General features: G+C 63.0%; 25 protein-coding genes. 11 read left to right on the top strand and 14 right to left on the bottom strand.

The window, feature by feature from the left end; all coding sequences use genetic code 11:
* Positions 1-11: 11 nt before the first annotated feature.
* Positions 12-1,442 (bottom strand): MATE family efflux transporter, encoded by a 1,431-nt coding sequence (locus ACILRC_RS02390; protein WP_395667740.1) that lies wholly within the window; start codon positions 1,440-1,442, stop codon positions 12-14.
* Between the two features lie 181 nt (positions 1,443-1,623).
* Between ACILRC_RS02390 and ACILRC_RS02395 the strand changes: the two genes are divergently transcribed.
* Positions 1,624-1,953, top strand: a complete 330-nt coding sequence (locus ACILRC_RS02395) for a DMT family transporter (RefSeq protein WP_395667741.1) — start codon at positions 1,624-1,626, stop codon at positions 1,951-1,953.
* A gap of 24 nt (positions 1,954-1,977) precedes the next feature.
* On the opposite strand, the gene mutL is transcribed toward ACILRC_RS02395, so the two are convergent.
* Positions 1,978-4,077 carry a DNA mismatch repair endonuclease MutL gene (gene mutL, locus ACILRC_RS02400; protein ID WP_395667742.1) on the bottom strand — a complete coding sequence of 700 codons (2,100 nt, stop codon included), beginning with the start codon at positions 4,075-4,077 and terminating at the stop codon, positions 1,978-1,980.
* Between the two features lie 173 nt (positions 4,078-4,250).
* Here mutL and ACILRC_RS02405 point away from each other — a divergent pair, with 173 nt between their 5' ends.
* Positions 4,251-4,898 carry a VTT domain-containing protein gene (locus tag ACILRC_RS02405; RefSeq protein ID WP_395667743.1) on the top strand — a complete coding sequence of 216 codons (648 nt, stop codon included), beginning with the start codon at positions 4,251-4,253 and terminating at the stop codon, positions 4,896-4,898.
* Positions 4,899-4,956: 58 nt separating this feature from the next.
* Here ACILRC_RS02405 and ACILRC_RS02410 read toward each other — a convergent pair whose 3' ends face one another.
* A complete protein-coding gene (locus tag ACILRC_RS02410; RefSeq protein WP_395667744.1) occupies positions 4,957-6,495 on the bottom strand; it encodes an N-acetylmuramoyl-L-alanine amidase in 1,539 nt (512 codons plus the stop codon).
* Positions 6,492-7,034, bottom strand: coding sequence for a tRNA (adenosine(37)-N6)-threonylcarbamoyltransferase complex ATPase subunit type 1 TsaE (gene tsaE / locus ACILRC_RS02415; protein WP_395667745.1), 543 nt, complete (start codon positions 7,032-7,034; stop codon positions 6,492-6,494). Before tsaE ends, ACILRC_RS02410 begins: the two co-directional genes overlap by 4 nt.
* Here tsaE and queG point away from each other — a divergent pair.
* Together queG and ACILRC_RS02425 are read left to right on the top strand one after the other, a co-directional pair.
* The gene (gene queG / locus ACILRC_RS02420) at positions 7,023-8,126 is read left to right on the top strand and encodes a tRNA epoxyqueuosine(34) reductase QueG (RefSeq protein ID WP_395667746.1); all 1,104 of its coding nucleotides are present in this window, start codon (positions 7,023-7,025) and stop codon (positions 8,124-8,126) included. The two genes, tsaE and queG, sit on opposite strands and share 12 nt — an antisense overlap.
* Before the next feature lie 16 nt (positions 8,127-8,142).
* Positions 8,143-8,949 carry a cysteine hydrolase gene (locus tag ACILRC_RS02425; protein WP_395667747.1) on the top strand — a complete coding sequence of 269 codons (807 nt, stop codon included), beginning with the start codon at positions 8,143-8,145 and terminating at the stop codon, positions 8,947-8,949.
* Here the strand turns inward: ACILRC_RS02425 and ACILRC_RS02430 are convergent.
* The gene (locus ACILRC_RS02430) at positions 8,935-9,846 is read right to left on the bottom strand and encodes an AEC family transporter (RefSeq protein ID WP_395667748.1); all 912 of its coding nucleotides are present in this window, start codon (positions 9,844-9,846) and stop codon (positions 8,935-8,937) included. The genes ACILRC_RS02425 and ACILRC_RS02430 overlap by 15 nt on opposite strands.
* A gap of 118 nt (positions 9,847-9,964) precedes the next feature.
* Here ACILRC_RS02430 and xerD point away from each other — a divergent pair, with 118 nt between their 5' ends.
* Positions 9,965-10,879, top strand: coding sequence for a site-specific tyrosine recombinase XerD (gene xerD / locus ACILRC_RS02435; protein WP_395667749.1), 915 nt, complete (start codon positions 9,965-9,967; stop codon positions 10,877-10,879).
* A gap of 46 nt (positions 10,880-10,925) precedes the next feature.
* Here xerD and ACILRC_RS02440 read toward each other — a convergent pair whose 3' ends face one another.
* Positions 10,926-12,182: an EAL and HDOD domain-containing protein gene (locus tag ACILRC_RS02440; protein WP_395667750.1), complete on the bottom strand. Its 1,257-nt coding sequence runs from the start codon at positions 12,180-12,182 to the stop codon at positions 10,926-10,928.
* Between the two features lie 153 nt (positions 12,183-12,335).
* Here ACILRC_RS02440 and ACILRC_RS02445 point away from each other — a divergent pair, with 153 nt between their 5' ends.
* Together ACILRC_RS02445 and ACILRC_RS02450 are read left to right on the top strand one after the other, a co-directional pair.
* A complete protein-coding gene (locus ACILRC_RS02445) occupies positions 12,336-12,863 on the top strand; it encodes a gamma carbonic anhydrase family protein (RefSeq protein ID WP_395667751.1) in 528 nt (175 codons plus the stop codon).
* Between the two features lies 1 nt (position 12,864).
* On the top strand, positions 12,865-13,854 hold the full coding sequence (locus ACILRC_RS02450) for an Hsp33 family molecular chaperone HslO (RefSeq protein WP_395667752.1): 990 nt from the start codon (positions 12,865-12,867) through the stop codon (positions 13,852-13,854).
* A gap of 24 nt (positions 13,855-13,878) precedes the next feature.
* Here ACILRC_RS02450 and ACILRC_RS02455 read toward each other — a convergent pair whose 3' ends face one another.
* From ACILRC_RS02455 to ACILRC_RS02480, 6 genes are all read right to left on the bottom strand, one after another.
* Entirely contained in the window at positions 13,879-14,511 is a 633-nt protein-coding gene (locus ACILRC_RS02455) for an AAA family ATPase (RefSeq protein WP_395667753.1), read from the bottom strand.
* A gap of 22 nt (positions 14,512-14,533) precedes the next feature.
* Complete coding sequence (locus tag ACILRC_RS02460) at positions 14,534-14,809, bottom strand: septum formation initiator family protein (RefSeq protein WP_395667754.1); 276 nt, start codon at positions 14,807-14,809, stop codon at positions 14,534-14,536.
* A gap of 15 nt (positions 14,810-14,824) precedes the next feature.
* The gene (eno, locus tag ACILRC_RS02465) at positions 14,825-16,108 is read right to left on the bottom strand and encodes a phosphopyruvate hydratase (protein ID WP_395667755.1); all 1,284 of its coding nucleotides are present in this window, start codon (positions 16,106-16,108) and stop codon (positions 14,825-14,827) included.
* Between the two features lie 114 nt (positions 16,109-16,222).
* Entirely contained in the window at positions 16,223-17,788 is a 1,566-nt protein-coding gene (locus ACILRC_RS02470) for a class I SAM-dependent methyltransferase (protein WP_395667756.1), read from the bottom strand.
* An 88-nt stretch (positions 17,789-17,876) separates the two neighbouring features.
* Complete coding sequence (gene kdsA / locus ACILRC_RS02475; RefSeq protein WP_395667757.1) at positions 17,877-18,731, bottom strand: 3-deoxy-8-phosphooctulonate synthase; 855 nt, start codon at positions 18,729-18,731, stop codon at positions 17,877-17,879.
* A gap of 1 nt (position 18,732) precedes the next feature.
* A complete protein-coding gene (locus ACILRC_RS02480; protein WP_395667758.1) occupies positions 18,733-20,400 on the bottom strand; it encodes a CTP synthase in 1,668 nt (555 codons plus the stop codon).
* Between the two features lie 138 nt (positions 20,401-20,538).
* Between ACILRC_RS02480 and coaBC the strand changes: the two genes are divergently transcribed.
* Both coaBC and dut read left to right on the top strand, forming a co-directional pair.
* On the top strand, positions 20,539-21,759 hold the full coding sequence (gene coaBC, locus ACILRC_RS02485) for a bifunctional phosphopantothenoylcysteine decarboxylase/phosphopantothenate--cysteine ligase CoaBC (protein WP_395667759.1): 1,221 nt from the start codon (positions 20,539-20,541) through the stop codon (positions 21,757-21,759).
* Between the two features lie 9 nt (positions 21,760-21,768).
* On the top strand, positions 21,769-22,215 hold the full coding sequence (dut, locus tag ACILRC_RS02490) for a dUTP diphosphatase (RefSeq protein ID WP_395667760.1): 447 nt from the start codon (positions 21,769-21,771) through the stop codon (positions 22,213-22,215).
* A 60-nt stretch (positions 22,216-22,275) separates the two neighbouring features.
* On the opposite strand, the gene ACILRC_RS02495 is transcribed toward dut, so the two are convergent.
* Positions 22,276-23,082, bottom strand: a complete 807-nt coding sequence (locus ACILRC_RS02495; protein ID WP_395667761.1) for an HDOD domain-containing protein — start codon at positions 23,080-23,082, stop codon at positions 22,276-22,278.
* A 241-nt stretch (positions 23,083-23,323) separates the two neighbouring features.
* Positions 23,324-23,830, bottom strand: a complete 507-nt coding sequence (locus tag ACILRC_RS02500; protein ID WP_395667762.1) for a peptidylprolyl isomerase — start codon at positions 23,828-23,830, stop codon at positions 23,324-23,326.
* A gap of 13 nt (positions 23,831-23,843) precedes the next feature.
* On the opposite strand from ACILRC_RS02500, the gene ACILRC_RS02505 reads away from it, so the two are divergent.
* Positions 23,844-24,962 carry a JmjC domain-containing protein gene (locus ACILRC_RS02505; protein WP_395667861.1) on the top strand — a complete coding sequence of 373 codons (1,119 nt, stop codon included), beginning with the start codon at positions 23,844-23,846 and terminating at the stop codon, positions 24,960-24,962.
* Positions 24,949-25,458, top strand: coding sequence for a hypothetical protein (locus ACILRC_RS02510; protein ID WP_395667763.1), 510 nt, complete (start codon positions 24,949-24,951; stop codon positions 25,456-25,458). Before ACILRC_RS02505 ends, ACILRC_RS02510 begins: the two co-directional genes overlap by 14 nt.
* Positions 25,459-25,489: the final 31 nt, after the last annotated feature.

Consider the following 25,489-nt stretch of genomic DNA (forward strand, 5'->3'; position numbering starts at 1 on the left):
CTTGGCTTGGTTTAGTGGGCATGGGCGGGGCGCTGCCAGTGGGCGAGTGTTTGGCGGGCGGTGTGGCGCAGCATCCAGAGCAGGCCGCTCGCAGAAATCGTCAGCCCCACGGTGAGTGCGATCCAAAAACCTTGTGCACCCATGGGCGCCCACGGCAGCCAGGGCGCAGACCCAGGCCACTGCGGTGCCAGTCCGAGCAGGCAGCCCAGCGGCAGGCAAAAGCCCCAGAACGCGGTCAGGTGCAACACCATGGGCGCGCGCGTGACCTTGTAGCCCCGCACCGCGTTGATGGTGACCACCTGCAAGCAGTCGGGCAGCTGGAACAGCGCGGCCAGCAAGAGCAGTTGCGCAGCAATTTGCACCACCGCGGCATCGGTGGTGTAGGCGCTGGCAATGGGCACCCGAAACAGCGCAATGCCCACCGCGCAGACCAAGGCAAACACCGCCGTCACACCGACCCCAACCCAGGCCCGAAAGCGCGCCGCCGCGGGGTCGCCCGCGCCCAGGCTTTGGCCGACACGGGTCAGCAAGGCCAGCCCCAGGCTCAGGGGCACCATGAAGGTGAGCGATGTGAAATTCAGCGCGATCTGGTGGGCGCCCACCTCGGCGCTGCCAAAGCTGGCGATCAGGAGCGCAATCAGGCCAAACGCGCTGGTCTCGGCAAAGTGGGTGATGCCAATGGGAATGCCCAGGCGAAACAGGCTGCGCAGGCGCGGCCAGTGTGGCCGCTCGTACCGGCCCAACGGCCAGGTGCGCCGGTAGGCCGGGGCCAGGCGCATCCAAAGCACCAGTGCGATCAGGTTGAACCACACACAAATCAACGTGGACCACGCGCAGCCCACGCCGCCCAAGCGCGGAAAGCCCCAGTTGCCAAACACCAGCAGCCAGTTGATGGCGGCGTTCAGCAAGAGTGCGGCCAGCGAGATGACCATCATCGGCTTGGTTTGGTTGATGCTGGTGCTGTAGCCATAGAGCACGCGGTAGCAGGCAAAGGCGGGCAGGGCGTAGCTGACCACGCGCACAAAGTCTTTGGCGATGTCGCGCACCGTGGGGGCTATGGCCATGTGGTCGAACAGCAAGGCGGAGCACTGGGCAATCATCCAGGCCACGCCGCCAACGATGAGCGCCTTCCACAGGCCTTGACGCACCACAGGCGGCACGGCATCCCACTCTTTTGCTCCGGCGTGGTGGGCTACCAGCGGGTTGACCGACATGACCAGTCCCATGAGGGTGAGGATGAGGATGTTCCAGATCGACACCCCCAGCGCAGCACCGGCCAGATCGTCCGCCGATGCGTGCCCGGCCATGGCGACATCGATGACCGACATGCCGATGGTGGCGAGTTGCCCCACCAGAATCGGCCAGGCCAGCACCCACAGCGCGCCCACCTCGTTCAACAGGGGCCGAAGGCGGGACGAGGGTGCAGGAGAAGGCAAGCGCATGGGACGCCGGATTCTAAGAGCCGACCGGATAATGCGGCCTGCTTCACGCTGGCAGTGTGGGCCGAGCGCGGGCATGCAAAGACCCCGCGAGGCGCATCCTTGAGCGCGGACCAAGCCATGCACTCCAAGCTGAGCGCACCAACCCAGGCGCAACACCGACATACGAAAGGCAATGCCGAACATGAACTGGCTCTACCTCACCATCGCCATCGTCTGCGAAGTCGTCGCCACCTCGGCGCTCAAAGCGTCCGAAGGGTTTTCGCGTTTGGGTCCGTCGGCCTTGGTGGTGGTCGGCTACGGGGCGGCGTTTTACTTTTTGTCGCTGACTTTGCGCAGCATTCCGGTGGGCGTGGCCTACGCGGTGTGGTCGGGGCTGGGGGTGGTGTTGATCACGCTGGTGGGCTGGTGGCTGTTTGGCCAAAAGCTCGACGCAGCAGCGTTTGTCGGCATCGGCCTGATTGCCGCCGGGGTGGTGGTGCTCAATGTGTTTTCCAAGTCGACCGGGCACTGAGGCCGCTGGCGTGCCGGGGCTGCGTTAGCGCCCGCGCAAAAACAGCGCGTCGAGCTCGCGCATGCCCAGTTGCCGCCAGGTAGGGCGGCCGTGGTTGCACTGATCGCTGCGCTCGGTGGCTTCCATTTGGCGTAGCAGGCCGTTCATTTCTTCGATGGTGAGGCGCCGGTTGGCCCGCACCGCGCCGTGACAGGCCATGGTGGCCAGCAGGGCGTGCTCAGCCTGGGCGATGGCGGTGCTGGCGTCGTGCTGCGCCAGCTCCGCCAGCACGCTGCGCGCCAAGGCGGTCATGTCGCCTTGTGCCAGGGTGGCTGGCACCGTGCGCAGCGCCAGTGTTTTGGGCGACAGGGGGCTGATCTCGAGTCCGAGCGACACCAGCGTGTCGCTGTGCGCGAGCGCGGTGGCGATTTCGGTGGGCGTGGCGGCAAAGCTCAAGGGAATCAACAGCGGTTGGTGGGCCAGGCGGGTGGTGGCGCTGCGGTGGGTTCCGACACCGCTTTCGATCGGATTGCTTGCGTCGTTGGCGCTGTCGTGCTGCGCCCATTGCTGCTTGAGCCGCTCGTAGACGATGCGCTCGTGCGCCGCGTGCATGTCTACGATGACCAGCCCCGCCTGGTTCTCGGCCAGGATGTAGACGCCGTGCAGCTGCGCCAGCGCCCTTCCCAAGGGCCAGTCGCTGGGCGGTGGTTCGGTGTCAGCACTGCGTTGCCACAGCGCGCCCAAGTCCGCCACCGGGTTACCAACGGCCGGTGGCGCCCCAAAGCCCATGCCGGTTTGCGTGGCGTAGCGCGGCGCGGCGGATGCGGCGGGCAAGGACGGTGCGTACTGCGCAGCGCTTTCCTTAGCCACGTGCATGGAAGCCTCGGCGCTGGCTTGGCTGACCACGTTGCTTGCGCCCGCAGAGCCCGCGCGGGGCGCCGCCAGGGCGTTCTCGACCGCGTGGCGCACGCCCTGGTGGACTTCGCGGCTGTCGCGAAAGCGGACTTCGATTTTGGTGGGATGCACATTGACGTCCACCCGCGTCGGCTCGATGGCGACGTAGAGCGCATACACCGGCTGGCGTTGACCGTGCAGCACATCTTCGAAGGCGCTGCGTGCTGCGTGGCTGAGCACCTTGTCGCGCACAAAGCGGCCGTTCACATACGCAAACTGCTGGTCGGCGCGGGCACGCGCTGCGTCGGGCACACCCACGCGGCCCCACACGCGCAGCGTGGGCGCTTTGGGTGCGTCCTCGGGCCACGCAGCAGGCGAATCGGCTTGCGGTGCAGCTTGCAATACCGCGCCAGGCCGCCCTGCGGTCTGCCAGCCCACCCGGATGCTGTTGGCCAAAAACGCCTCGCCCAGCACCTGGGCCAGCCGCAAGTCGAGCATCTGCATGCCCTGGTCGTGTGCGGTGGCATGGGGGTTGGCTTCTGCGGCGTCCGCGCTGACCGCAGTGCCAGCTTGCGCTGCGTTGTATAGGCCGTGCGACGTGCCTACGTCCTCGGCTGTGCACCGACGCCAGTGCTCCACCAGCTTGCCCTCGTGCCAAATGGCAAAGCCCACGTCCGGGCGGGCCAGCGCGTGGCGGCGCACCGCTTCGATGCAATGGGCCAGCTCGGTGGCGTCGGTCTTCAAGAATTTGCGCCGCGCCGGGGTGCTGAAAAACAGTTCCTTTACCTCGACGGTGGTGCCGGTGCTGCGGGCCACTGGCCGCAACTCGCCGGTGCGGCCATCGAGCAAAAAGGCCTGGCTGCTGCCCACTGCGCGCGACAAGAGCGCGCATTCGGCCACTGAATTGATGGCGGCCAGTGCCTCGCCGCGAAAGCCCATGGTGGCAACCGATTCCAGGTCCTGCAGGCTGCCAATCTTGCTGGTGGCGTGGCGGCGCAGCGCCAGCGGCAGCTCCTCGCGCACGATGCCCATGCCGTCGTCTTCCACGCTGATGAGTCGCACGCCACCGGCGAGCAGCCGCACCGTTACCTGGGTGGCGCCCGCGTCGAGCGCGTTGTCCACCAGCTCGCGCACCACCGAGGCCGGGCGCTCCACTACCTCACCGGCGGCGATTTGGCTGATCAGTTCATCGCTCAGATCGCGGATGGGGCGCCGGGGTGGGGTCGGGTGGAGTGAGGAAGTTGGGGTCACGCGAGGATTCTAGGTTGCGTACCTAGGCTTTGACGCGGGCGCAGGACCGCGTGCCCTTGACATCACTTTCTGGGCTTGTCCGGTGCGGCGAACTGAAAGACCGGTGTCGCCGCTATCACTTGCAATGAGGTAGGCAGGATAGGGTCGCTCTGAACCTTCGTGATAATCGGCGCATGGAGCTCATCACCCAACTCGTCGATTTCATTTTGCATGTGGACAAGTACCTGGCGGTGTTTGTCCAGAACTACGGCGTGTGGGTGTATGCCCTGCTGTTTGCCATCATTTTTGTGGAGACCGGCGTGGTGGTCATGCCCTTTTTGCCGGGCGACTCGCTGCTGTTTGTGGTGGGGGCACTGTGTGGCGCAGGGCTGATGAACTACCCGCTGGCGATGGTGCTCTTGTTTGTTGCGGCGGTGCTGGGCGACCAGACCAATTACACGATTGGGCGCGCCATTGGCCCCAAGGTGTTTCAGTGGGAGCAGTCGCGCTTTTTCAACAAGCGCGCCTTCGACCAGGCTCACGCGTTTTATGAACAGTACGGTGGCATCACGATTGTGGTTGCGCGTTTCATGCCATTTCTGCGCACCTTTGTGCCCTTTGTCGGCGGCGTGGCGCAGATGACGCGTTCCAAGTTCACCGCCTACAACGTGTTAGGCGCGTTTCTGTGGGTGGGGGGCATCGTGACGGCCGGCTACCTGTTTGGCAACCTGCCTTGGGTGCAGACCCATTTCAGCAAAATCATCTGGGCCATGATCTTGGTGCCGGGGCTGGTAGTGATCGCTGGAGCCATCAAAGCCCGCCGCACCAGCAAGGCGGCCTGACCCGCCACGGATACCCGACCCGGCGAGTTTTTGCGCTGCTGCGTTCACCCCGATGGATTCAACCGCTTGCGCGGTTGCGGGCCAGCGGCGGGTTCTTGGCGAAGTAGGCCTCGATCCCGCGCAACAGTGCATCGGAAAGTTGCTCCAAGTACTCAGTGCTGTTGAGTTTGACTTCTTCGCTGGGGTTGCTGATGAAAGCGGCCTCTACCAGCACACTGGGGATGTCGGGCGCTTTGAGTACCGCGAATGCGGCCTGTTCCACCCGCGGCTTGTGCAGTTTGCCGACCCGCTTGATTTCGCCCAAGAGCTTGCTGCCGAGCTGCAAGCTGTCGTTGATCTGGGCGGTGGTGCTCATATCCAGTAAAGCATGCTGCACCGCGCGGTCCTTGGTGCTGACGTTGAGGCCGCCAATCAGGTCGGCCTTGTTTTCTCGGGCGGCCATCCAGCGCGCGGCGCTGCTGGTGGCGCCGCCTTGGCTGAGTGCGAACACGCTGGCGCCTTGCGGGTCGGGCGTGAAAAACGCGTCCGCATGCAGGCTGACGAACAGGTCCGCCTGCACCCGCCGGGCCTTTTGTACCCGCACCCCCAGTGGCACGAAAAAGTCGCCGTCACGCGTCAGAAAGGCGCGCATCGGGTTGCCGCGCACGCTGGTGCGGTTGATACGGTCGCGCAGCATATGCGCCAGCCGCAGCACCACGTCTTTCTCCCGGGTGCCGCCGGGCCCGATGGCACCGGGGTCTTCGCCGCCGTGGCCTGGGTCCAGCGCGACGATGATCAACCGCTCGGTGGTCGCTGGCGCGCGTTTGGGTTCGGTGGTGCTGTTGGGGGGAAGGTTGGCCGTGTTGCCGGGTTGGTTCGCGCCAGGTTGGGTGGGCGCTGTGTTGGCTTGGGCCGCGCCAGCCACGGTGCCCGCATTCGTGCCCGCCACGTTGCCCGCTGGGGCTTGGGTCTGCTTGCCTGCGTTTTGCTGGGCAGGCTGCCTTTGGGACTGTGCAGCGATGAGTTCTTCCAGTGGGTCTGCGCCGCTGGCCGCCGCGCTGGCCCCGGCTGTGCTGCCTGCGGGCGCACGCAAAGTGCTTGCCGGTGGTGGAGCTGCTGCGGTCGATGGTGCGGATTGGGCGGCGGCGGGGGAGCTACCTTTGGGGCCCGTGCGGTCTTGGATCAAGGCGGCCAACGGGTCGGCCTCGTACTCCGGGTAGAGGTCCAGCACCAGCCGGTGTTGGTAGGCAGCTACCGGGGACAAGGCAAATACTTGGGGCCGGATGGGCTGCTTGAGGTCGATCACCAAGCGCACCGTGCTGGGCGTGAATTGGCCTACCCGGATGCCCGCAATATTAGGGTCATCGGCGCGCACTTTGGCGACCAACTCCTTGAGCGCCGGGTTCAGGACGATGCCTTCCAAATCGACTGCCAGCCGCGGTGGTGTGGGCACAAACGTGGATTTGGCAGCGAGCGCACCATCGGATTCGATGGTTACGCGCGAGTATTCGGGCGCCGGCCAGACCCGCACATTGACGATGGTGGCGCCCCGCGCAAGGTGTGGCAGCCCCAGTGCCAGCACCAGGCTGCCCGATTGCAAAATCTGGCGCCGCTTCATGGGGCGTTCCGTGCGACCGTTGTTGTGCCCGCTGTCGTGCTCGGATGTGTCGCTTGGCCCACACCGGCCAGCACCTGCGCACCCGCTGCGGTGTGGGCGCTGACACGAACCTGGCGTGCGCCCTCGTGCTGCGGGTCGGTTTGCAGCCAAACGTCGAGGTCGGCTTGGGGCAAAAACCCTGCCGCCTTGTCCGGCCACTCGGCCAGCTTCAGACCGGGGCCTGCAAAGATGTCGCGAAACCCTGCGTCTTCCCACTCTTGCGGGTCGCTTAAGCGGTAAAAGTCAAAGTGCCAGACATTGAAGTCTGCGGTCTCGTAAGTCTCGACCACCGCGTAGGTGGGGCTTTTGATGCGCCCCGCCACACCAAGCGCTCGCATCAGGTGGCGCACCAGCGTGGTCTTGCCGCTGCCCAGGTCGCCGTGCAGCGCAATGAACAGGTGAGACAGCGCAGCTTGGCGCGACAGCGCCTGAGCGAAGTCGCAGGTCGCCTGCTCATCGCGCCAGAGCAGGCTTTCTACAATCGACAGGTGACTATCCACAGCACGCACTTTGACGGCAACCACTTGGTCTCGCAGGTACAGGCCTGGGCCCGGGAGCTGGGATTCTCCCAAATTGGCGTGGCCGGTGTGGACTTGTCCTCTGCCGAGCCCGGGCTCACGCAGTGGTTGGCACAGGGTTTCCATGGGGAAATGCACTACATGCAGCGGCACGCGCCGCAGCGGCTGCACCCGGAGCTGCTGGTGCCGCAGGTGGTAAGCATCATTACTGCGCGCATGGACTACCTGCCACGGGATACCGCGCCAGACTGGCAGGACGCTGAATTCGCGCGGCTGCAGCGCCCGGGCGAGGGCGTGGTGTCGGTGTATGCGCGCGGGCGGGACTACCACAAGGTGCTGCGTAGCCGTTTGCAACAACTCGCGCAGCAGGTGGCTGCGCACATTGGGCCGCTGGGTTTTCGGGTGTTTACCGATTCGGCACCCGTGCTCGAAGTCGAGCTGGCTTCTCGCAGTGGTCTGGGCTGGCGTGGCAAACACACGCTGGCGCTCGACCGGGAAGCGGGTTCGATGTTCTTCTTAGGCGAGATCTTTGTGGATGTGGTCCTGCCGCACAGCGCGCCGGTGGCTTCGCACTGCGGCAGTTGCACGGCCTGCATGGCGGTGTGCCCCACCCAGGCCATCGTCGCACCCTACCGCTTGGATGCGCGGCGCTGCATCTCGTACTTGACCATCGAGCACGCCGGACCGATACCTTTGGAGCTGCGCCCGCTGCTGGGCAACCGCATTTATGGTTGCGACGACTGCCAGCTGGTCTGCCCTTGGAACAAGTTCGCCAAGCGCAGCGCCTTGCCCGATTTTGATGCGCGCAAGGGCCTGGGTGGTGAGGACTTGGCGGTGCTCATGGCTTGGAGCGAGGCCGAGTTCCTGCGCCGCACCGAGGGCAGCGCCATCCGCCGCATCGGCCATGTGCGCTGGCTGCGCAACGTGGCAGTGGCCCTGGGCAACGCCTTGCGCCAAACCCGTGAGCCCGGATGCACAGCGCCGTGGCGCGCTGCCTTACAGGCCCAGTCTGAGCACGAGGACGCCTTGGTGCGCGAGCATGTGCGGTGGGCCCTGGCACAAAATCCCCTCTGACTGCGGAGAAAACCTTATGCCCGGCTACCACCTGCTCATCATCGACCCCCAAAACGACTTTCTCGACACCGCAGGTGCCGCCTTGCCCGTGCCCGGCGCCAACGCCGACATGGACCGCTTGGCGCAGTGGCTGTGCGCCCACGGCGATGCGGTGGACTCGGTTACCGTGACGCTGGACTCGCACGCCAGTGTGGGTATTGAGCGCACCACGTTTTGGCTGGATGCCCAGGGTCGCGAACTTGCGCCCTTCACCACCGTGACCTTGGCTGCGGTACAAGCCGGGCAGTTTGTGCCGCGCCATGCACAGCGTCTGCCGGAGGTGCTGCGCTATTTGCAGCAGTTGGAGGCAGGCGGCCAGCGGCAGTTGGTGGTGTGGCCGGTGCACTGCGTGTTGGGCACCTGGGGCCATCTGATCCACGAGGGGTTGTCGCAGGCCCTGGCTGCGTGGGAGCTGCACAGCGGCAACACGGTGCACAAGGTGCTCAAGGGCCACAACCCACTGACCGAGCAGTACAGCGCCTTTCGCGCCGAGGTCCCCCGTGCCGACGACCCGCGTACCGCCCTGAACCAGCCCTTGCTGGAGGCGCTAGAGCGCACAAATGGAACGCTCTTGGTGGCTGGTGAAGCCCTGAGCCACTGCGTTGCCGCCTCGGTGCAGGACCTGATAGGGCAGTGGGATGCCGAGCGCCTGCAGCGAACGGTTTTGCTCACCGATTGCATGAGCCCGGTACCAGGGTTCGAAGCCATGGGTGTCCAGTTTTTGGAGGCCGCCCGCGCCTGCGGTGTACGCACCCAGGCGATCGCTGCGCTACAGGGCGCGTAGCACGCCCAGAGCAAACGGCAAACTCAGCAGCCCCAAGAGGGTCGATAGCGTCACCAGGACGCCCACATAGGCGCCGTCGTAACCCATGCGTGCCGCCAGTACATAGGAGCTCGACGCGGTGGGCAGCGCCGAAAACGCCAACAGCACTGTGGTTTGCACCGTACTGAGGCCGTACATAGCCGCCACCCCCACTGCCAGCACGGGAGCCACCAGGTGCCGTATGCCCAGCACCATGGCCCCCAGCAACTTGGCCTGCGCCAAGGCCCGCAATTGCATGCCCGCGCCTGCGGCCATCAGGCCCAATGCCAGGGAGGCTGCACCGACCCGCGAAACGGCTGGCTCGAGCCACAAGGGCATCGCGAAGCCCAGCGTGTTGGCCAGCAGCCCCGAGGCGGTTGCCAGCACCAGCGGATTGCGCACCAGCTCGCGCACAAAGCCGCGCTCGGCATGGCGTGCCATGGGCCAGACGGCAGCGGCATTGAACAGCGGTACGCACACACCGATCAGCACTGCAATCAGCAGCAAGCCTTCGGCGCCGGCCAGCCGCTCTGCAATGGCCAGTCCGATAAATGAGTTGAAGCGAAATGCCACCTGCGCGCTGGCCGCATGCAAGCGCCGGTCCAGATGATGGCGCAGACCCGGTATGTGGGGCAGGGCGTAAGACAGGGCGACGCACAGCAGGCCCAGGGTCCATCCGGCGGCCATCAGGCTAGAGGCTGCTCGAAAGTCCAGCGGGCTGCGCACGATCGAATGGAACAGCAGCACCGGAAACAAAAAGTAGTACACCAGCGAGTCCACCTGCTCCCAGACCGTGCGGTTGAGTGCGGTGTAGCGGCACACCAGAAATCCACACAGGATCAACAAAAAATCGGGAAACAGCAGTTGGGCGTAATTCACCGCGGTGAGAATACCAGCCGCGACAGCGGTGTCCGCTGCAGGCACTGGCGATCCAGCCGACTTTTTCTGAAACAGCGGTTGAACGACTACCTACGCTAACTCGCGACCCGAACCCACCATGCAAACACCCCAAGAAACCGACGCGCAGGCGATAGACGCCTTTATCGACGCGCTCTGGTTGGAGGAGGGCTTGTCGCGCAACACCCTTTCGGCCTACCGACGTGACTTGGCGCTGTACAGCGCTTGGTTGCAGGCGCGCCAGTTGTCATTGGATGCATCGCAGGAGCACCACCTGCAAGGCTATTTTTCGAGCCGCCATGCCGACAGCAAAGCCACCAGCGCCAACCGGCGCCTGAGCGTGTTCAAGCGCTACTTTCGCTGGGCTTTGCGCGAGGGACGCACCACCGCCGACCCCACGCTCAAACTGGAGTCGGCCAAGCAAGCCCTGCGCGTGCCCAAGACCTTGACCGAGGCGCAGGTCGAAGACTTGCTGGCCGCGCCCGACACCGCCACCGCCATCGGCCTGCGCGACCGGGCCATGCTGGAACTGATGTACGCCAGTGGCCTTCGGGTGAGCGAGCTGGTTACGCTCAAGACCTTTGCGCTGGGCATGAACGACCATGTGCTGCGCGTATTGGGTAAGGGTGCCAAGGAGCGGCTGGTGCCCTTTGGCCAGGTGGCCAGCGAGTACTTGCAGCGCTATTTGCAGTCAGCACGCTCCCAGCTGTTGGCGGGGAAAGCTAGCGACGATGTGTTTGTGACGGCGCGGGGCCAAAAGGCGGGATCCGCCATGTCGCGCGTGATGTTCTGGATGGTGGTGAAAAAGTACGCACGGGCCGCCGGCATCCACAGCCCAATGTCGCCGCATACCTTGCGCCACGCGTTTGCCACCCACCTGCTCAACCACGGTGCCGATTTGCGGGCGGTGCAAATGTTGCTGGGCCATGCGGATATATCAACCACCACGATTTACACCCATGTCGCCCGGGAGCGGTTGGCACAGTTACATGCAGCGCACCACCCGCGCGGCTAGCGAATCGCAGCACCGCTGAGTTGCGCTCGCACCCAGTGGCCTGGGATCAGTTGCCTATGGTTTCTGCCCAGCTGAGGGCCTGAAGGTGGGCCCAGTTGATTTGTTGGCTGGTCAGTCCCAAGGTGGTGGCAGCGCGCGCGAAGGCCGCGTCATCCCCAGTTTCGCAAGCTTCCGTGAGTTCCAGAAAGGGCGCCAGCACGCCAGTGCGGTGGAGCAAGGCGTCAGTGACCTGGGTAGGCAAAGCAACGTTGGCCAGCGCCGGCTGCATTGGCATGCCTAACATGGCGTTGAGCAGCGAAAACACACCAACCACAAAGGCGTTATCGCATTCCTGGGGCGGCAGCAGTTCAGTGGCCAGCAGCTCCATCAGGCGGCCACGGACCACTGCGGTACTACCAATGGCCGAAGGCGCGTCCACCCGCTGCGAGGTCGTCATCAGAAGCACCGCCCACTTGAACAGGCGGTTCAGGCCCAGCAGCATGACGGCATGTTTGAACGAGGTGATTTCTGCCTGCAGGCCAAAGCCGGCAGAGTTGATAAATCGAAGCAGGTTGTAGGACAGGCTGGGATCGTGCTTCAAAACCGCCTCGATCTCGCTGGTGCTGGCTTGTTGGCGCACCAGGTTAATGAGCAACAGAACATTGGCCTGCGCTGGCCGGATGGTCTGGCCCGACACCACCACCGGCTTGGCAAACCAGTAGCCCTGGTACAGGCCAATGCCAAGTTCTGCAGCCATCTCATACTGAGCATGCGACTCCACCTTCTCGGCGACCAGTTTGGCGTCTGAATGGCTTCTGGCGAACTTGACCAAGCGGCCCAGCACCGATGGCGACAGCACAGAGAGGTCTAGCTTGATGAAAGACGCAAGTGGCAACCAGCGTTCATAGTCCTTGGTCAGCGCCGTGTAGTCAAACGCCATACGAAACCCGCGACGGTGGATAACTTGCAGCGCTGGCAGCCGGTCACCAATCTGATCGGCTTGTGCGCGCGCTAGGGGTGGCACCTCCAGGACCAGGCGCTGCGGAGCTACCAAGTCCAAGTGCCCACCGGCTAGGGTGTCGTGGGTGCAATTGACAAACAGGGTCTTGCTGGCAGCTAAGGAATCGTTTTCTGCCAAAGAGAGCACGTTGAACAGCAGCTGGGCATCGGTGGACGCGGTGTGCGGTTGGGTTGCCAAAGAGCGGTCAAAAAGCTCATAACCAAACACCGACCGGCTGGCGTCGACGATGGCCTGGCGTGCGATGGCGCGCCCAGGTTCGGGCGACTTGGCGGGCTTCTCAGGGGGGGCCAGGGTGTCGAGCATAAGCAGTTCAAAATCAAAAATCATTCTAAGCCCGATGCGAACAAGCCCCCAGACTGCACGCTCTATTTCGTCAGCACCGTGAGGCGTCCCAGCTTGCCGCCTGCCTCGTGGCGCCCCTCCCTACAATGCCCGCATTGAACTGCGGAAGGCTTTATGGCAATTTACGAGCTTGAAGGTTTGGCGCCCCGCATCGCCGAAACCGCCTGGGTAGCCGAGAGCGCGCAGGTGATTGGAAATGTGGAGTTGGCGCCGGGCGCAAGTGTGTGGTTTGGTGCGACATTGCGTGGTGACACCGAGCTGATTGCGGTAGGCAGCGGCAGCAACATACAGGACGGCAGTGTGCTGCATGCAGACCATGGTATGCCGTTGCTTATTGGCAAGCAGGTCACCGTGGGTCACCAGGCCATGTTGCACGGCTGCACAGTGGGCGATGGTTCGCTGATTGGAATTGGCGCGGTGGTACTCAACGGCGCCAAGATTGGCAAGGGCAGCATCGTGGGCGCAGGGGCCTTGGTGACCGAAGGCAAGGAGTTCCCCGACGGCGCCATGGTGCTCGGCAGCCCAGCCAAGCTGGTGCGCATGCTCACCCCCGAGCAGCAGGCGGATTTGCTGCGCAGCGCCGATCACTATGTGCAAAACGCACAGCGATTTCGCACCGGACTGCGCAAGGTCAGTGGCTAGCATGTCCGAGTTGCATAGGTTTTTGTTTGAAGGCCTGCCGGTGCGTGGCGTGCTGGTGCGCCTGACCGATGCCTGGACGCCAGTGCTGCAGCGCCGCGCATCTAACTCAAGCACCGGTCCGTACCCAGCAGCCGTGGCTAGTATGTTGGGGCAAATGGCCGCAGCGGCCACCTTGATGCAGGCGAACATCAAGTTCGACGGCGCGCTGGTATTGCAAATCTTTGGCGACGGGCCGGTCAAAGTTGCCGTTGCAGAAGTGCAATCCGACTTGTCGCTGCGCGCCACTGCCACGGTGGGTGGGGAGGTGCTCGGGGAAGCGTCCTTGTCCGAGATGGTCAATGTCTCCAACCAGGGCCGCTGCGCAATCACGCTGGACCCCAAAACCAAGTTCCCCGGCCAGCAACCCTACCAGGGCGTGGTGCCTCTGTTCGATGACAAGGGGCAGCCCATCGACCAAATCAGCGCGGTGCTGGAGCACTACATGCTCCAAAGCGAGCAGCTCGATACCAAACTGGTGTTGGCGGCCAATGAGACGGTGGCCGCAGGCCTGCTGATCCAGCGCCTGCCGCTAGAGGGCGCGGGTAACCTTGCGGGGAGCATGGTGTCGCAGCGCAACGAGGATGAGATTGGGCTCAATGAGCACTACAACCGCATCGCCTTGCTCGCCTCCACGCTCAAGCCCGAAGAGCTGCTGGAGCTGGACGCACAAACCCTGTTGCGCCGCCTGTTTTGGGAGGAGTCGATTCGGCAATTTGAGCCTTTGGTGGGGACGTCTGCGCCTCGATTCGCCTGCAGCTGCAGCCGTGAGCGGGTGGGTCGCATGATTGTGAGCTTGGGTCAGCAAGAGGTACAGGGCATTCTGTCTGAGCGGGCCGACATTGAGGTGGCCTGCGAGTTTTGTGGCTTGCAATACCGGTTCGACCCGGTCGATGCGGCGGCCTTGTTCATCGGGCCGGTGCCAATGGGCCTGGGTGGCGCGCAGCCGCACTGAGGTGCTTAGGCCGCGGGCCGGTGCCTAGCGCGCCAGGATCGCGCGAAAAAGTCGGTGCTCGCAGTCGGCGTCTGAGCAGCTCTCGCAGAGCCAGGCCCAGCTTGCGTCGCGACTTGGTGTCGTAGCGGCGTGGGTAGAGCGAAGCGCATGCTCGACGGCGAGTAGTGCATTTTGGGTTCGGCCCCCGCCGTGACCGTACACCGTGGAAAAGTCAATCCGCTCGTGCAGCAGCACCGCACGCAGGCGCCGGTCGACTTGAGCCCGCAGCGCGGGGCCGTCGCGCTGAAAGCTGTCGGCCACCCAAGGCAGGTCCAGGCCGGTCACCAAGGTGAGCTGGAACTGGCGGTGTTGCGCGATGGCGTAGCCGTACAGCGAGGTGTCACCGAAAAGAACCTCGCTGTACACCGCGGTCAGCAAGGGTGCGGTGTCCGAGATCAGCAGGCTTGCATTGGGCTGGGCCAACACGCGTTGGATTTGTTCCTGGGCAATTCCGCGCTGCTCGTGGACATGCGGGGTGCGGCCTTGCCTATCACACCACTCTCGCAGGTACTCTCCGACCCAGGTTGCACCGGGGATGCGGGCTTGTAATTGTTGGGCCAAAGCGCTTGCTAGATGGGTCTTGCCGGTGCACTCGGCGCCCAAAATGGCCACCCTCATGCCGGATGCCGGTGCGCTGGTGTCATTGCGCAATGTGCACCAAAATCTCGTCGTTTTTCACCATGCCCAGTTCGAGCCGAGCCTTTTCTTCCACGATCTCCAGCCCCTCGCGCAGATCGCGGATCTCGGCCTCCAGCCTGGCGTTGGCAACACTGGCCTGGGCGTTGCTTTGGCGCTTGTCCTCGACTTGGGTCTTCAAGCGGGAGACTTCGGACACGCTGCCACGGCCCAACCAAAGCTGCCCGTGCACGACCACCAGCAGCGTGATCAGCAACCAGGTAACCAAGCGCTGTGCCATGGCCGCGAAGCCGAATCAGCGCAGGTTGTAAAACGCTGCGCGGCCTGGGTAGACGGCCACATCGCCCAGGTCTTCTTCGATTCGCAGCAGCTGGTTGTACTTGGCCATGCGGTCGGAGCGGCTCAAGGAACCCGTCTTGATTTGGCCGGCGTTGGTGCCCACCGCAATGTCGGAGATGGTGGAGTCTTCGGTCTCACCCGAGCGGTGGCTGATGACGGCGGTGTAACCAGCGCGCTTGGCCATTTCGATGGCGGCAAAGGTCTCGGTCAGGGTGCCAATTTGGTTGATCTTGATGAGGATCGAATTGGCAATGCCTTTGTCGATGCCTTCTTTCAAGATTTTGGTGTTGGTGACAAACAGGTCGTCGCCCACGATTTGCACTTTTTTGCCCAGGCGGTCGGTGAGCAGCTTCCAGCCGTCCCAGTCGCCCTCGGCCATGCCGTCTTCGATGCTGATGATGGGGTACTTGTCCACCCACGTGGCCAGCATGTCGGTCCAGGCTTGGGCGTCGAGCACCAGGCCTTCGCCCTCCAAGTGGTACTGGCCATCTTTGTAAAACTCCGAAGCGGCGCAGTCCAGGCCCAACGCGATTTGCTCGCCAGCGACATAGCCCGCCTTGTCAATGGCTTCCAGAATCATCTGGATGGCGGCTTCATGGTTGGCCACGTTGGGGGCAAATCCGCCTTCATCGCCCACGGCAGTGCTGATGCCCTTGTCGTGCAAGATTTTTTTGAGCGCGTGGAACACTTCGGCGCCGTAGCGCAGGGCCTCGCGAAAACTGGGCGCACCCACAGGGATGATCATCAGCTCTTGCAAATCGAGGTTGTTGTTGGCGTGCTCGCCACCGTTGATGACGTTCATCATGGGCACCGGCATTTGCACCGCCGACATGCCGCCGAAGTAGCGGTACAAAGGCAGGCCAGATTCTTCGGCGGCGGCACGCGCCACGGCCATGGACACCGCCAGCATCGCGTTGGCGCCCAGGCGGCTCTTGTTGTCGGTGCCGTCCAGGTCGATCAGAGTTTTGTCCAGGAATGCCTGTTCGGAGGCGTCCAGCCCCAGCACGGCCTCGGAGATCTCGGTGTTGATGTGCTCGACGGCGTTGAGGACGCCTTTGCCGAGGTAGCGGCTTTTGTCGCCGTCACGCAGTTCGATGGCCTCGCGTGAGCCGGTCGATGCGCCGCTGGGTACCGCAGCGCGGCCCATGGTGCCCGACTCCAGCAGCACATCGCACTCCACGGTGGGGTTGCCCCGGGAGTCCAGAATTTCGCGGCCGACGATATCAACAATTGCGCTCATTACTTGTCTTTCAGGTTCAATAAAAAATCAAAACGCTGTGCCAGCGCACCACGCGCTGGGATGTTATTCGAAACCCCCAGCAAAGTCGGTGCAGCGCTGGCCCCCATAACACCCTCATGCGATTTGCAAAGCTTGCAGGATCGGAAGCTGTTTTTGGGCAAAGGTGTCTGCATAAGTGCGCATCAGCGCTAGGTTGTCTTCAGCAGATTCCAGCGCCAAACCGTCTTTGCGAAGCCGGTGCCCTTGCGAAGCCAGCACCGCCCAGGCCGCTTGGGCCCACTGCGCCGGATCCCCGCCTTTGGGCTGCGTGTTGCGCGCCAACAAAAACAATTGCGAGAAGCGCCCCACCAATACACCACCACCTGTGACCGGGCTGGCCAGGTAAGGCACGTCGGCGTCGCCGCGTGCCTTGCGCAGCAGGTAGGCGTTGAGCTTGTCAGTGTGGGTGCGCGACTGGCGCACCGCCGCCTCGTTTTGCGCTAGTGCCACGTGCCCAGCGCCGGCCATCACCACGATGGCCTGGCGCAGCATGGCGAAGTTCACGCCTTGCGCCTTGACGGACTGCTCCAACTCGGCCAGGGTGCGGGGCAGGTGCTTGACCAGTGCGTCGAGCACCGGGCGGTACACCGGCTCGCTGAGCTGCGCTTCGCCCGTGGCCCCTTTGACTGTCAGCTCAATTTTGTCCCGCGGCGAGACCAGCACCACCCGCAACTGGCGTAACGCTTCCACTTGCGCCAGCGCGGAGAGTCTGCGCGGTCCCTTGACCCAATAGTCCTTGCGAAAGCGCTGGTTGACCATGAAGTCGCGCACCGTCTCTCGCAAATCGGCATCGGGCACTTTCATGATCAGCTCCTGTTGCTCGCGCGTCAGGTTGACTGCGTCGACCTGGTCATGCAGATTAGCCGAGCAGGCAAAGCTGAGCTTGGCCGGTGCCAGGCGCTTGGCCACGTCGGAGAAGTACATCGGGTCCCAGTCGGCGTTGAAGTACTCGTGCGCCACATAGTGACGGTTTTGCCCCTTTACCTTGGTTAACTGGTCGCGCACTGAGGGGTTGGCCCGGGCATACACCGGCTTGGTGGCGAGCAACGACTCGGTGAAGTCGATGGCCGCGTCGATCCTGCTAACGATGCCCGAGCCTTCAGCGCCCAAGCTTGCCGCATGCTGCGTCATCAGATGGCGTACCGGGGCAAAGCCCGACCAGCCCGGCAAAGTGTTGTAGCTGATGTAAACCACGCCGCCTGTTTTCAGCTTACGCCGGATGAAGTCCACCAGCGTGACTCGGTTGGCGTCGCTGATCCAACTCCAGATGCCGTGCAGGCCGATGAAGTCGAACTCTGGCAGGTCGGTGCGGTTGCAGAAGTCGGCAAATGCGTCATCGCGCAGGTGGGCGTCAGACCCGCTGACATGGGCCAGCTCGCGTGCGAAGCTGGCGTGGCCGGGGTTGAAGTCGGTGCCGTGCCATTGGGTGACCGAGGCAGCAGCGTGCAAATTGGTGCTCACGCCCTGCCCAAAGCCCAGTTCACAGGCACAACCCACGTCAGGGAACGCCAGGCCAGCGTTGAGAAACGCGAGCTTTAGGCGCAGCGGGTTGAGCTCTTGGTAGTAGCCGAAGGTGTATCCAATATCTGCTACGTAGCCAGCAGTCCAGTCGGTCATCGCGTTCTCCGTCGTGGGTTCCATGCAAGACCCAGCATTTGGCTTGATTGGGTGCAGCGCGTTGCGTGCATGGTGCTGCACGCAGCAGCTTCGCAAGTGCAGAGCGCGCCCATCATTGGAAGTTCAACTCGGCAAAGGGCCGCCTCTTGGCCACTATGTCGAGCTCCACCAGAACCTCGAGCAGCGCGCGCATATGGCGCAAGGGCACCGCGTTGGGGCCGTCGCTCAAGGCTTTGGATGGGTCGGGGTGCGTCTCCATAAACAGGCCCGCGACGCCGACGGCGACCGCGGCACGCGCCAGCACAGGCACCATCTCGCGCTGGCCGCCGCTGCTGGTGCCTTGGCCGCCGGGCAGCTGCACCGAATGCGTTGCGTCAAACACCACCGGCGCACCGGTTTCGCGCATGATGGCCAGGGAGCGCATGTCGCTGACCAGGTTGTTGTAACCAAAGCTGGCGCCGCGTTCGCAGGCCATGAAGTTGTCTTCGGGCAAGCCGACCGCTCGGGCGGCGGCGCGCGCTTTGTCGATGACATTTTTCATGTCGGCTGGCGCCAGGAACTGCCCTTTTTTGATGTTCACCGGTTTGCCGCTTTGCGCCACCGCACTGATGAAGTCGGTTTGGCGGCACAAAAACGCGGGGGTTTGCAATACGTCGACTACGGAGGCGACCTGTTGGATGTGGTCCTCGGAGTGCACATCGGTTAACACCGGAATCTGCAGGGTACTTTTGACCTTGGCGAGGATCTCTAGTCCCTTGTCGATGCCAGGTCCGCGAAAGCTGCTGCCGCTGGAGCGGTTGGCCTTGTCAAAGCTGCTCTTGAAAATGAAGGGAATACCCAGCGCGTTGGTGATTTCCTTGAGCGTGCCTGCGGTGTCCATCTGCAACTGCTCTGACTCGATGACGCAGGGCCCGGCAATCAAAAAGATGCGGTGTTCAAGACCGACATCGAATCCACACAGCCGCATATCAGGCCACCACTTTCAAGGTTTTGCCCAAGGACTGGTGCTCCAATGCTGCTTTGATAAACGCGTTGAACAGCGGGTGGCCATCCCACGGGGTGGACTTGAACTCCGGGTGAAACTGCACGCCCACAAACCACGGGTGCACCGTTTGGGGCAGCTCGATGATTTCGGTTAGTTGCTCGCGCTGGGTGAGTGCGGAGATGACCAAGCCGGCAGCGCGCAGGCGGTCTAAGTAATTGACATTGGCTTCGTAGCGGTGGCGGTGGCGCTCGGTGACCAAGTTGCCGTAGATTTTGCTGGCCAGGGTGTCGCTGGCGACGTCCGAGCTTTGCGCGCCCAGGCGCATGGTGCCGCCTAGGTCGGAGTTTTTGTTGCGGGTTTTGATGGTGCCATCGGCGTCCTTCCATTCGGTGATCAAGGCGATGACTGGGTTGGGGCCGTCGGGATCGAACTCGGTACTGTTGGCATTTTGCAGTCCTGCGACATTGCGTGCGAACTCGATGGTGGCTACCTGCATGCCCAGGCAAATGCCGAGGTAAGGCACCTTGTTCTCGCGGGCAAAGCGAGCCGCGTTGATCTTGCCTTCGATGCCGCGCTTGCCAAACCCACCGGGCACTAAGACCGCGTCGAACTTGGCCAGCTGCGACACGTTGTCACCGGTAATGGTTTCCGAGTCGATGTAGTCAATTTGCACCTTCACATGGTTTTTCATGCCAGCGTGGCGCAGCGCTTCGTTGAGCGACTTGTAGCTGTCCGAGAGGTCGACATACTTCCCCACCATAGCGATCGACACCTCGCCTTGCGGGTGCTCGGTCTCGTACACCAGCGCGTCCCAGCGTTTGAGGTTTGCAGGGGGCGTGTTCAGGCGCAGTTTGTCGCAGATCAGACCGTCAAGCCCTTGCTCGTGCAGCACCCGTGGCACTTTGTAAATGGTGTCCACATCCCACATGGAAATAACGCCCCACTCGGGCACGTTGGAAAACAGGGAAATCTTGGCGCGCTCTTCGTCAGGGATGGGCCGGTCGGCGCGGCAAATCAGTGCGTCGGCCTGGATCCCGATTTCGCGCAATTGCTTGGCCGTGTGCTGGGTGGGCTTGGTCTTGAGCTCGCCAGCGGCGGCGATCCAGGGCACGTAGCTCAGGTGCACAAAGGCGCTGTTGTTGGGGCCCAGCTTGAGGCTCATCTGGCGCACTGCTTCCAGAAAAGGCAGGGACTCGATGTCGCCCACGGTACCGCCAATTTCCACAATCGCTACGTCCACCGCGTCGGGTTCCCCCATACGGGCGCCGCGCTTGACAAACTCCTGGATCTCGTTGGTCACATGCGGGATGACCTGCACGGTCTTGCCGAGGTAATCGCCGCGGCGCTCTTTATCGAGCACGCTTTGGTAGATCTGGCCGGTGGTGAAGTTGTTGGACTTGCGCATGCGCGTCTCGATGAAGCGCTCGTAGTGGCCCAAGTCAAGGTCGGTTTCTGCGCCGTCGTCGGTGACAAACACCTCACCGTGCTGCAGCGGTGACATGGTGCCGGGGTCGACGTTGAGGTAGGGGTCGAGCTTGATCAGGGTGACTTTGAGGCCGCGCGACTCGAGGATCGCAGCGAGTGAGGCTGAGGCGATTCCCTTGCCCAGGGAGGACACCACACCGCCGGTGACGAAGACAAATTTGGTCATGTCAGGGCGAACCATTCGGTTCGACGCAGTGGGAAAGCCGGATTATAGGTGGCGTGCGCAGGGCCATTGGCAGGGCGCTCTGCTACATTGCGCCCACGCCGCGCCACTGGTGGCCGACGTTGCAGCACACGTTTTTTCATGGACTTGAACGGCAAACACATTGTTTTGGGACTGACCGGCGGCATCGCCTGCTACAAGGCGGCTGACCTGTGCCGAGCCCTGGTCAAAGAAGGCGCGACCGTGCAGGTGGTGATGACCCAAGCTGCTGCCGAGTTCATCACGCCGGTCACGATGCAAGCGCTCAGCGGGCGCCCGGTGTACCACTCGCAGTGGGATGCGCGCGAGGCCAACAACATGGCCCACATCAACCTGGGCCGCGAGGCCGATGCGATCTTGATTGCGCCTTGCAGCGCCGACTTCATGGCCAAGTTAGTACACGGCCGCGCTGACGACTTGCTGAGCCTGATGTGCTTGGCCCGTCCGCTCGCCACCGTGCCGCTGTTGTTGGCACCTGCCATGAACCGCGAGATGTGGGCGCACCCCGCGACCCAGCGCAATGTGGCGCAGCTGCGTGCTGATGGCGCAACGGTCCTAGGTGTCGGTAACGGCGAACAGGCTTGTGGCGAAACCGGCGATGGCCGCATGTTGGAAGCCCTGGAGTTGCTGCAAGAACTGGTTGCTTTTTTTCAGCCCAAGGCGCTTGCCGGTCACCGCGTACTGGTCACCGCGGGTCCGACCTATGAGGCCTTGGATCCGGTGCGGGGCATTACCAACCGCAGCAGCGGCAAGATGGGCTTTGCGATTGCCCGCGCCGCTTGTGAGGCCGGTGCGGATGTCACGCTAGTGGCAGGCCCAGTAGGACTTGCCACACCACGCGGTGTGCGCCGCATTGATGTTGTCAGCGCAGATGGCATGTGGCGCGAAGTACAGCGCCACATGGAGCAGGCCACGATTTTTGTGGCCGCCGCCGCGGTGGCCGATTGGCGCCCCGCAGCGCCCTCGGACCAAAAGATCAAGAAGCAGGGCGAGATTGCGCCGCCGACCTTGGGGTTTGTGGAAAACACCGACATCTTGGCGTCCGTAGCCCAAAGCCCGCGCGCGCGACAAGGTGCGCTTTACTGTGTCGGTTTCGCAGCAGAAAGCCACGACTTGCTGGCCCACGCGACCGCCAAGCGCCAGCGCAAGGGCGTCCCTTTGCTGGTGGGCAACATCGGCCCCGACACCTTCGGGCAAGACGACAACGCCTTGCTGCTGGTGGACGCACACGGCGCCACCGAAATTGCCCGCAACAGCAAGCGTGTACTGGCCCAACGGCTGGTGGCGGAAATCGCGGCGCGCACTGGCTCCCACAGCGTCTGAGAGTTCAGCATGCAAATCGACATCAAAGTGATCGACCCCCGTCTGAGTGACAACCTGCCCCAGTACGCCACACCGGGCAGTGCGGGTTTGGACCTGCGCGCCTGCTTGGATGCGCCGCTCACCCTGGCGCCCAACGCTTGGCAGCTGGTGCCCACAGGTTTGGCTATTTTTTTGGACAACCCGGCTTTTGCCGCGCTCATTTTGCCGCGCTCAGGGTTGGGCCACAAACATGGGATTGTTTTGGGTAACTTGGTGGGCTTGATTGACAGCGACTACCAAGGCCAGCTGATGGTCAGTGCTTGGAACCGCAGCGACCGTGCTTTCACCATCGAGCCCATGGAGCGCATCGCCCAGCTGGTGATCGTGCCGGTGGTGCAAGCACAGTTCCGTGTGGTTTCGCAGTTCCCGCCGTCGCAGCGCGGCGAGAGCGGCTACGGCTCCACCGGCACGGCTTGAGGTTTGCTGCCTCAGCGTCCGCCGATGGGCGCGCCTAAAGCACCCTGCGCAATACGCTGCTCAATGCACGGTGAGGTCGACAAAGGATTCTGTAGAGGGGAAACGCGACCGCATCCAATCCAAGTCGAGCAGCAGCGCCGCAACCACATCCAATGGAAGGGTGTCCACCACGTCGACGGAAGGTTTTGGCATTTCCGCCATCAGTTCGGCCAAATGCACGATCGCGCCCAATCTGGAAAATGTCCCGTTGGTCAGCGGGTCGGAGGCGCTCTCTAAGGCTTGGACCATGGGCACGGGGAAGTTCCAGCGCCGCGCCAACTCGGCAGTGACTTGGCCCTCGGAGAATCCTAGCAGCCGCTTCTCGCGCTCCCAGCGTCCGCCAGGCAGGTGCGGCAAAGCTTCAATTTCGGCCAGCGATTCGGGGCTGGCTTGCCCAATCAAAAGTTCGCCCAGTCGCACCATCATGCCCGTGAGCCAAGCGGTCTGGCCATCCATGCCCAGACCGCCTGCCAACCATTGGGAGTAGCCGGCACAGTGCATGCTGGTGCGCCAAAACTCCTGGCGGTCCAGCCCGGGCAACACCGGAAAAGATTCACTCATGCAGGCGCACAGCGACATGGTCCTGACCTTGTCCATGCCCACCAAGCTGATCGCGTCGTCCAAGTTAGACACGCCGCGCCGTAGACCGAATTGCGCGCTGTTGGCCATGCGCAGCAGCTTGGCGGTGAGCGCCGGGTCTTTGGCAAGGATGTCCCGCACTTTGGCGATCGGCACGTCCTCGTCGTTCAGGGTTTGGATCAGGGCGTGTGCCACTTCGGGCATGGTGGGGAGTTTGACGGTAGCGAAAAACGAATCGAGCTTGGACATGATCGTGCTTGCGAAATGTGATGGTGTCAGTGGCGCTGGGTCGACGCACCTACACGCGTAAGCATAACTTACGCCTTGGACGCGACTGGCAGCGCAAGGTGGTAACTTAGATACTGGATGCGAAGGTGGTTTGGTAAAGCGATTGGGCGTCTGCGTGGGTGCTGGTGAGCGTGGATGCAATCCGCAAGGCCCTCGCTGCAGGCGCTATTCGGTCGTACAGGGCGGCAGCACAGCACGGGCATCAGTGCGTGTGTGGGTCGATCCGAAAGAAGCCGGTACCCAAGGTGCCACTTTCGATCTCGGCTTCGGTGGCTTCGCGAACCGACTGCACCTGCAGGCTAACGCGAATCGCAATGCCGGCCAAGGGGTGGTTGCCGTCTAGCACCACGTGCTCAGGGTAAATGTCGGTCACAGTGTAGAGCGCTTCCTTGGGGGCCTTGGGGTTGCAACCCGCCGGCAGGGCATAGCCCTCCAGGGTGAGCCCTTCTTGCAAATCGGCGGGAAATAACGCGCGCGGCTCCAAGAAAAGCAGCTGGTCGTTGAAGTCGCCAAAGGCCTGCTCAGGTTCGATTTGCAAGTTCAGTTTGGCCCCGGCGCTATGGCCTTGCAAGGCGGCTTCGAGCGGTGGCAGCAGATCGTTGCCACCCACCAAAAATTCGACCGGCTCGTCTAGCACGTCGAGTGTTTCGCCCAGGGTGTCGGTCAAGGTCCAGGTCAGGGCGACGACGCAATGCGGAGTGATTTCCATGCAGAATTGTCCCATGAACATCGATGCACCTCTCCAACTGTTGGGCGGCCTCTCGCCCGAGGCTTTCATGCGGCGTCACTGGCAAAGAAAGCCACTCTTGATACGCGGTGCAATTACAGAATTTGCCCCGATCTTGGACCGCAGAGCACTCCTGGAACTCGCCGCGCAAGAGGGTGTGGAATCGCGCTTGGTGGTGCGGCGCGCGGAGGCTTGGACCCTGCGCCATGGGCCGTTTTCCCGGCGGCAGTTGCCGCCGCTGAAGCAGCCGTGTTGGACCTTGCTTGTGCAGGGAGTGGACTTGCATAACGACGCCGCACATGAGCTGCTGCAGCAGTTTCGGTTTGTGCCCGATGCCCGGCTGGATGACCTAATGATGAGCTATGCCACCGATGGTGGTGGTGTGGGCCCGCACTTTGATAGCTACGACGTGTTTTTGTTGCAGGCCCATGGCCGCAGGCGCTGGCGAATCGGCCGGCAGCGCGACATGTCTTTGCAGCCGGGAGTGCCGCTAAAAATTTTGTCCAACTTCGTTCCTGAACAGGAGTTCGTGCTTGAGCCTGGCGACATGTTGTACCTGCCGCCCCGTTTTGCACACGACGGTGTGGCGATGGGTGAGTGCCTGACGTATTCGGTTGGCTTTCGTGCTCCTGCCCAGCAGGAGTTGGCCCGTGAACTGTTGCAGCGCATAGCCGACCAAGTGGATGAGCCGTTGCGTGCGTCCATTTACAAGGACCCGGGTCAGCCCGCTGTTGCAGTCAGTGCAGAGGTTCCTTTGGCACTCAAGGCGTTTGCGCAGGATGCTTTGCACGCTGCACTGGCCGATCCGTCTTTGGTGCAGCGTGCCCTGGGTGAGTACCTCACTGAGCCCAAAGCCAATGTCTGGTTTGAGGGCGCAAGCGAACCGGGAGCTGGCGCGCTGCAGCTAGACCGGCGCACCCGCATGCTCTATGACGAGGCGCATGTCTACATCAATGGTGAGAGCTTTTGCTGTTCCGGGCGCGACGCGCGTTTGGTTCGCAAGCTCGCGTCGCAGCGCGGCCTCAGCGCCGAAGAAGTCACGCGGCTTAGCGCAGGTGCGCGGGCCGCGGTGTCGCAATGGTGTGACGCTGGATGGGTGCATGCCGCCGACTGAAGTGCCCGCACCAGGCACCTTGTTGCAAGGCGTCTTTGCGGGTCCGCAGGAGTTTGCACAGTTGGTGCGCGACGCACTGTGCCAAGCGTCAGTTGAGGGATGGAACGAAATGGTCTGGTCCGACCCCAGTTTCGAGGAGTGGCCGTTGCGCGAGCAGCAAGTGGTGCAGTCGCTTGATGTATGGGCCCGACGGGGCCGCAAACTCACCCTGCTAGCCCGGCGTTATGACGCCATGGTGCAGTTGCACCCCCGGTTCGTCGCATGGCGCCAACGTTGGGACCATTTGTTGGACTGCAGAGTCTGCCGCAGTATTGACGATGCACAGATGCCCAGCGCCTTATGGAGCCCCGTCTGGGTGTTGCATCGCACCGACCCAGAGCGATGCAGAGGAAATGCGGGCTACGAGCCTTCACGCAGGCGCGCGCTGCAGGAGGCTTTAGCGGAGCGAAGGCGCCAAAGTACGGTGGGCTTCAGCGCTTCAGTGCTTGGACTGTGATTTCAGTTACAGGGTTTTCCCGCAGTGACAT

The organism is Rhodoferax sp. (genome assembly GCF_044236835.1).
Taxonomy (GTDB): Bacteria; Pseudomonadota; Gammaproteobacteria; order Burkholderiales; family Burkholderiaceae_C; genus Allorhodoferax.

Excerpts from the sequence above, each read along its gene's own strand:
- ACILRC_RS02425 (WP_395667747.1), top strand. The coding sequence starts at position 8,143 with ATGCCCGGCTACCACCTGCTCATCATCGACCCCCAAAACGACTTTCTC.
- ACILRC_RS02440 (WP_395667750.1), bottom strand. The coding sequence starts at position 12,182 with ATGCTCGACACCCTGGCCCCCCCTGAGAAGCCCGCCAAGTCGCCCGAA.
- ACILRC_RS02500 (WP_395667762.1), bottom strand. The coding sequence starts at position 23,830 with ATGGAAATCACTCCGCATTGCGTCGTCGCCCTGACCTGGACCTTGACC.
- ACILRC_RS02390 (WP_395667740.1), bottom strand. The coding sequence starts at position 1,442 with ATGCGCTTGCCTTCTCCTGCACCCTCGTCCCGCCTTCGGCCCCTGTTG.
- ACILRC_RS02505 (WP_395667861.1), top strand. The coding sequence starts at position 23,844 with ATGAACATCGATGCACCTCTCCAACTGTTGGGCGGCCTCTCGCCCGAG.
- ACILRC_RS02410 (WP_395667744.1), bottom strand. The coding sequence starts at position 6,495 with ATGAAGCGGCGCCAGATTTTGCAATCGGGCAGCCTGGTGCTGGCACTG.
- ACILRC_RS02455 (WP_395667753.1), bottom strand. The coding sequence starts at position 14,511 with ATGAGGGTGGCCATTTTGGGCGCCGAGTGCACCGGCAAGACCCATCTA.
- ACILRC_RS02495 (WP_395667761.1), bottom strand. The coding sequence starts at position 23,082 with ATGTCCAAGCTCGATTCGTTTTTCGCTACCGTCAAACTCCCCACCATG.
- ACILRC_RS02460 (WP_395667754.1), bottom strand. The coding sequence starts at position 14,809 with ATGGCACAGCGCTTGGTTACCTGGTTGCTGATCACGCTGCTGGTGGTC.
- ACILRC_RS02395 (WP_395667741.1), top strand. The coding sequence starts at position 1,624 with ATGAACTGGCTCTACCTCACCATCGCCATCGTCTGCGAAGTCGTCGCC.
- coaBC (WP_395667759.1), top strand. The coding sequence starts at position 20,539 with ATGGACTTGAACGGCAAACACATTGTTTTGGGACTGACCGGCGGCATC.
- eno (WP_395667755.1), bottom strand. The coding sequence starts at position 16,108 with ATGAGCGCAATTGTTGATATCGTCGGCCGCGAAATTCTGGACTCCCGG.
- ACILRC_RS02480 (WP_395667758.1), bottom strand. The coding sequence starts at position 20,400 with ATGACCAAATTTGTCTTCGTCACCGGCGGTGTGGTGTCCTCCCTGGGC.
- ACILRC_RS02470 (WP_395667756.1), bottom strand. The coding sequence starts at position 17,788 with ATGGAACCCACGACGGAGAACGCGATGACCGACTGGACTGCTGGCTAC.
- kdsA (WP_395667757.1), bottom strand. The coding sequence starts at position 18,731 with ATGCGGCTGTGTGGATTCGATGTCGGTCTTGAACACCGCATCTTTTTG.
- ACILRC_RS02510 (WP_395667763.1), top strand. The coding sequence starts at position 24,949 with ATGCCGCCGACTGAAGTGCCCGCACCAGGCACCTTGTTGCAAGGCGTC.
- xerD (WP_395667749.1), top strand. The coding sequence starts at position 9,965 with ATGCAAACACCCCAAGAAACCGACGCGCAGGCGATAGACGCCTTTATC.
- dut (WP_395667760.1), top strand. The coding sequence starts at position 21,769 with ATGCAAATCGACATCAAAGTGATCGACCCCCGTCTGAGTGACAACCTG.
- ACILRC_RS02405 (WP_395667743.1), top strand. The coding sequence starts at position 4,251 with ATGGAGCTCATCACCCAACTCGTCGATTTCATTTTGCATGTGGACAAG.
- ACILRC_RS02450 (WP_395667752.1), top strand. The coding sequence starts at position 12,865 with ATGTCCGAGTTGCATAGGTTTTTGTTTGAAGGCCTGCCGGTGCGTGGC.
- ACILRC_RS02445 (WP_395667751.1), top strand. The coding sequence starts at position 12,336 with ATGGCAATTTACGAGCTTGAAGGTTTGGCGCCCCGCATCGCCGAAACC.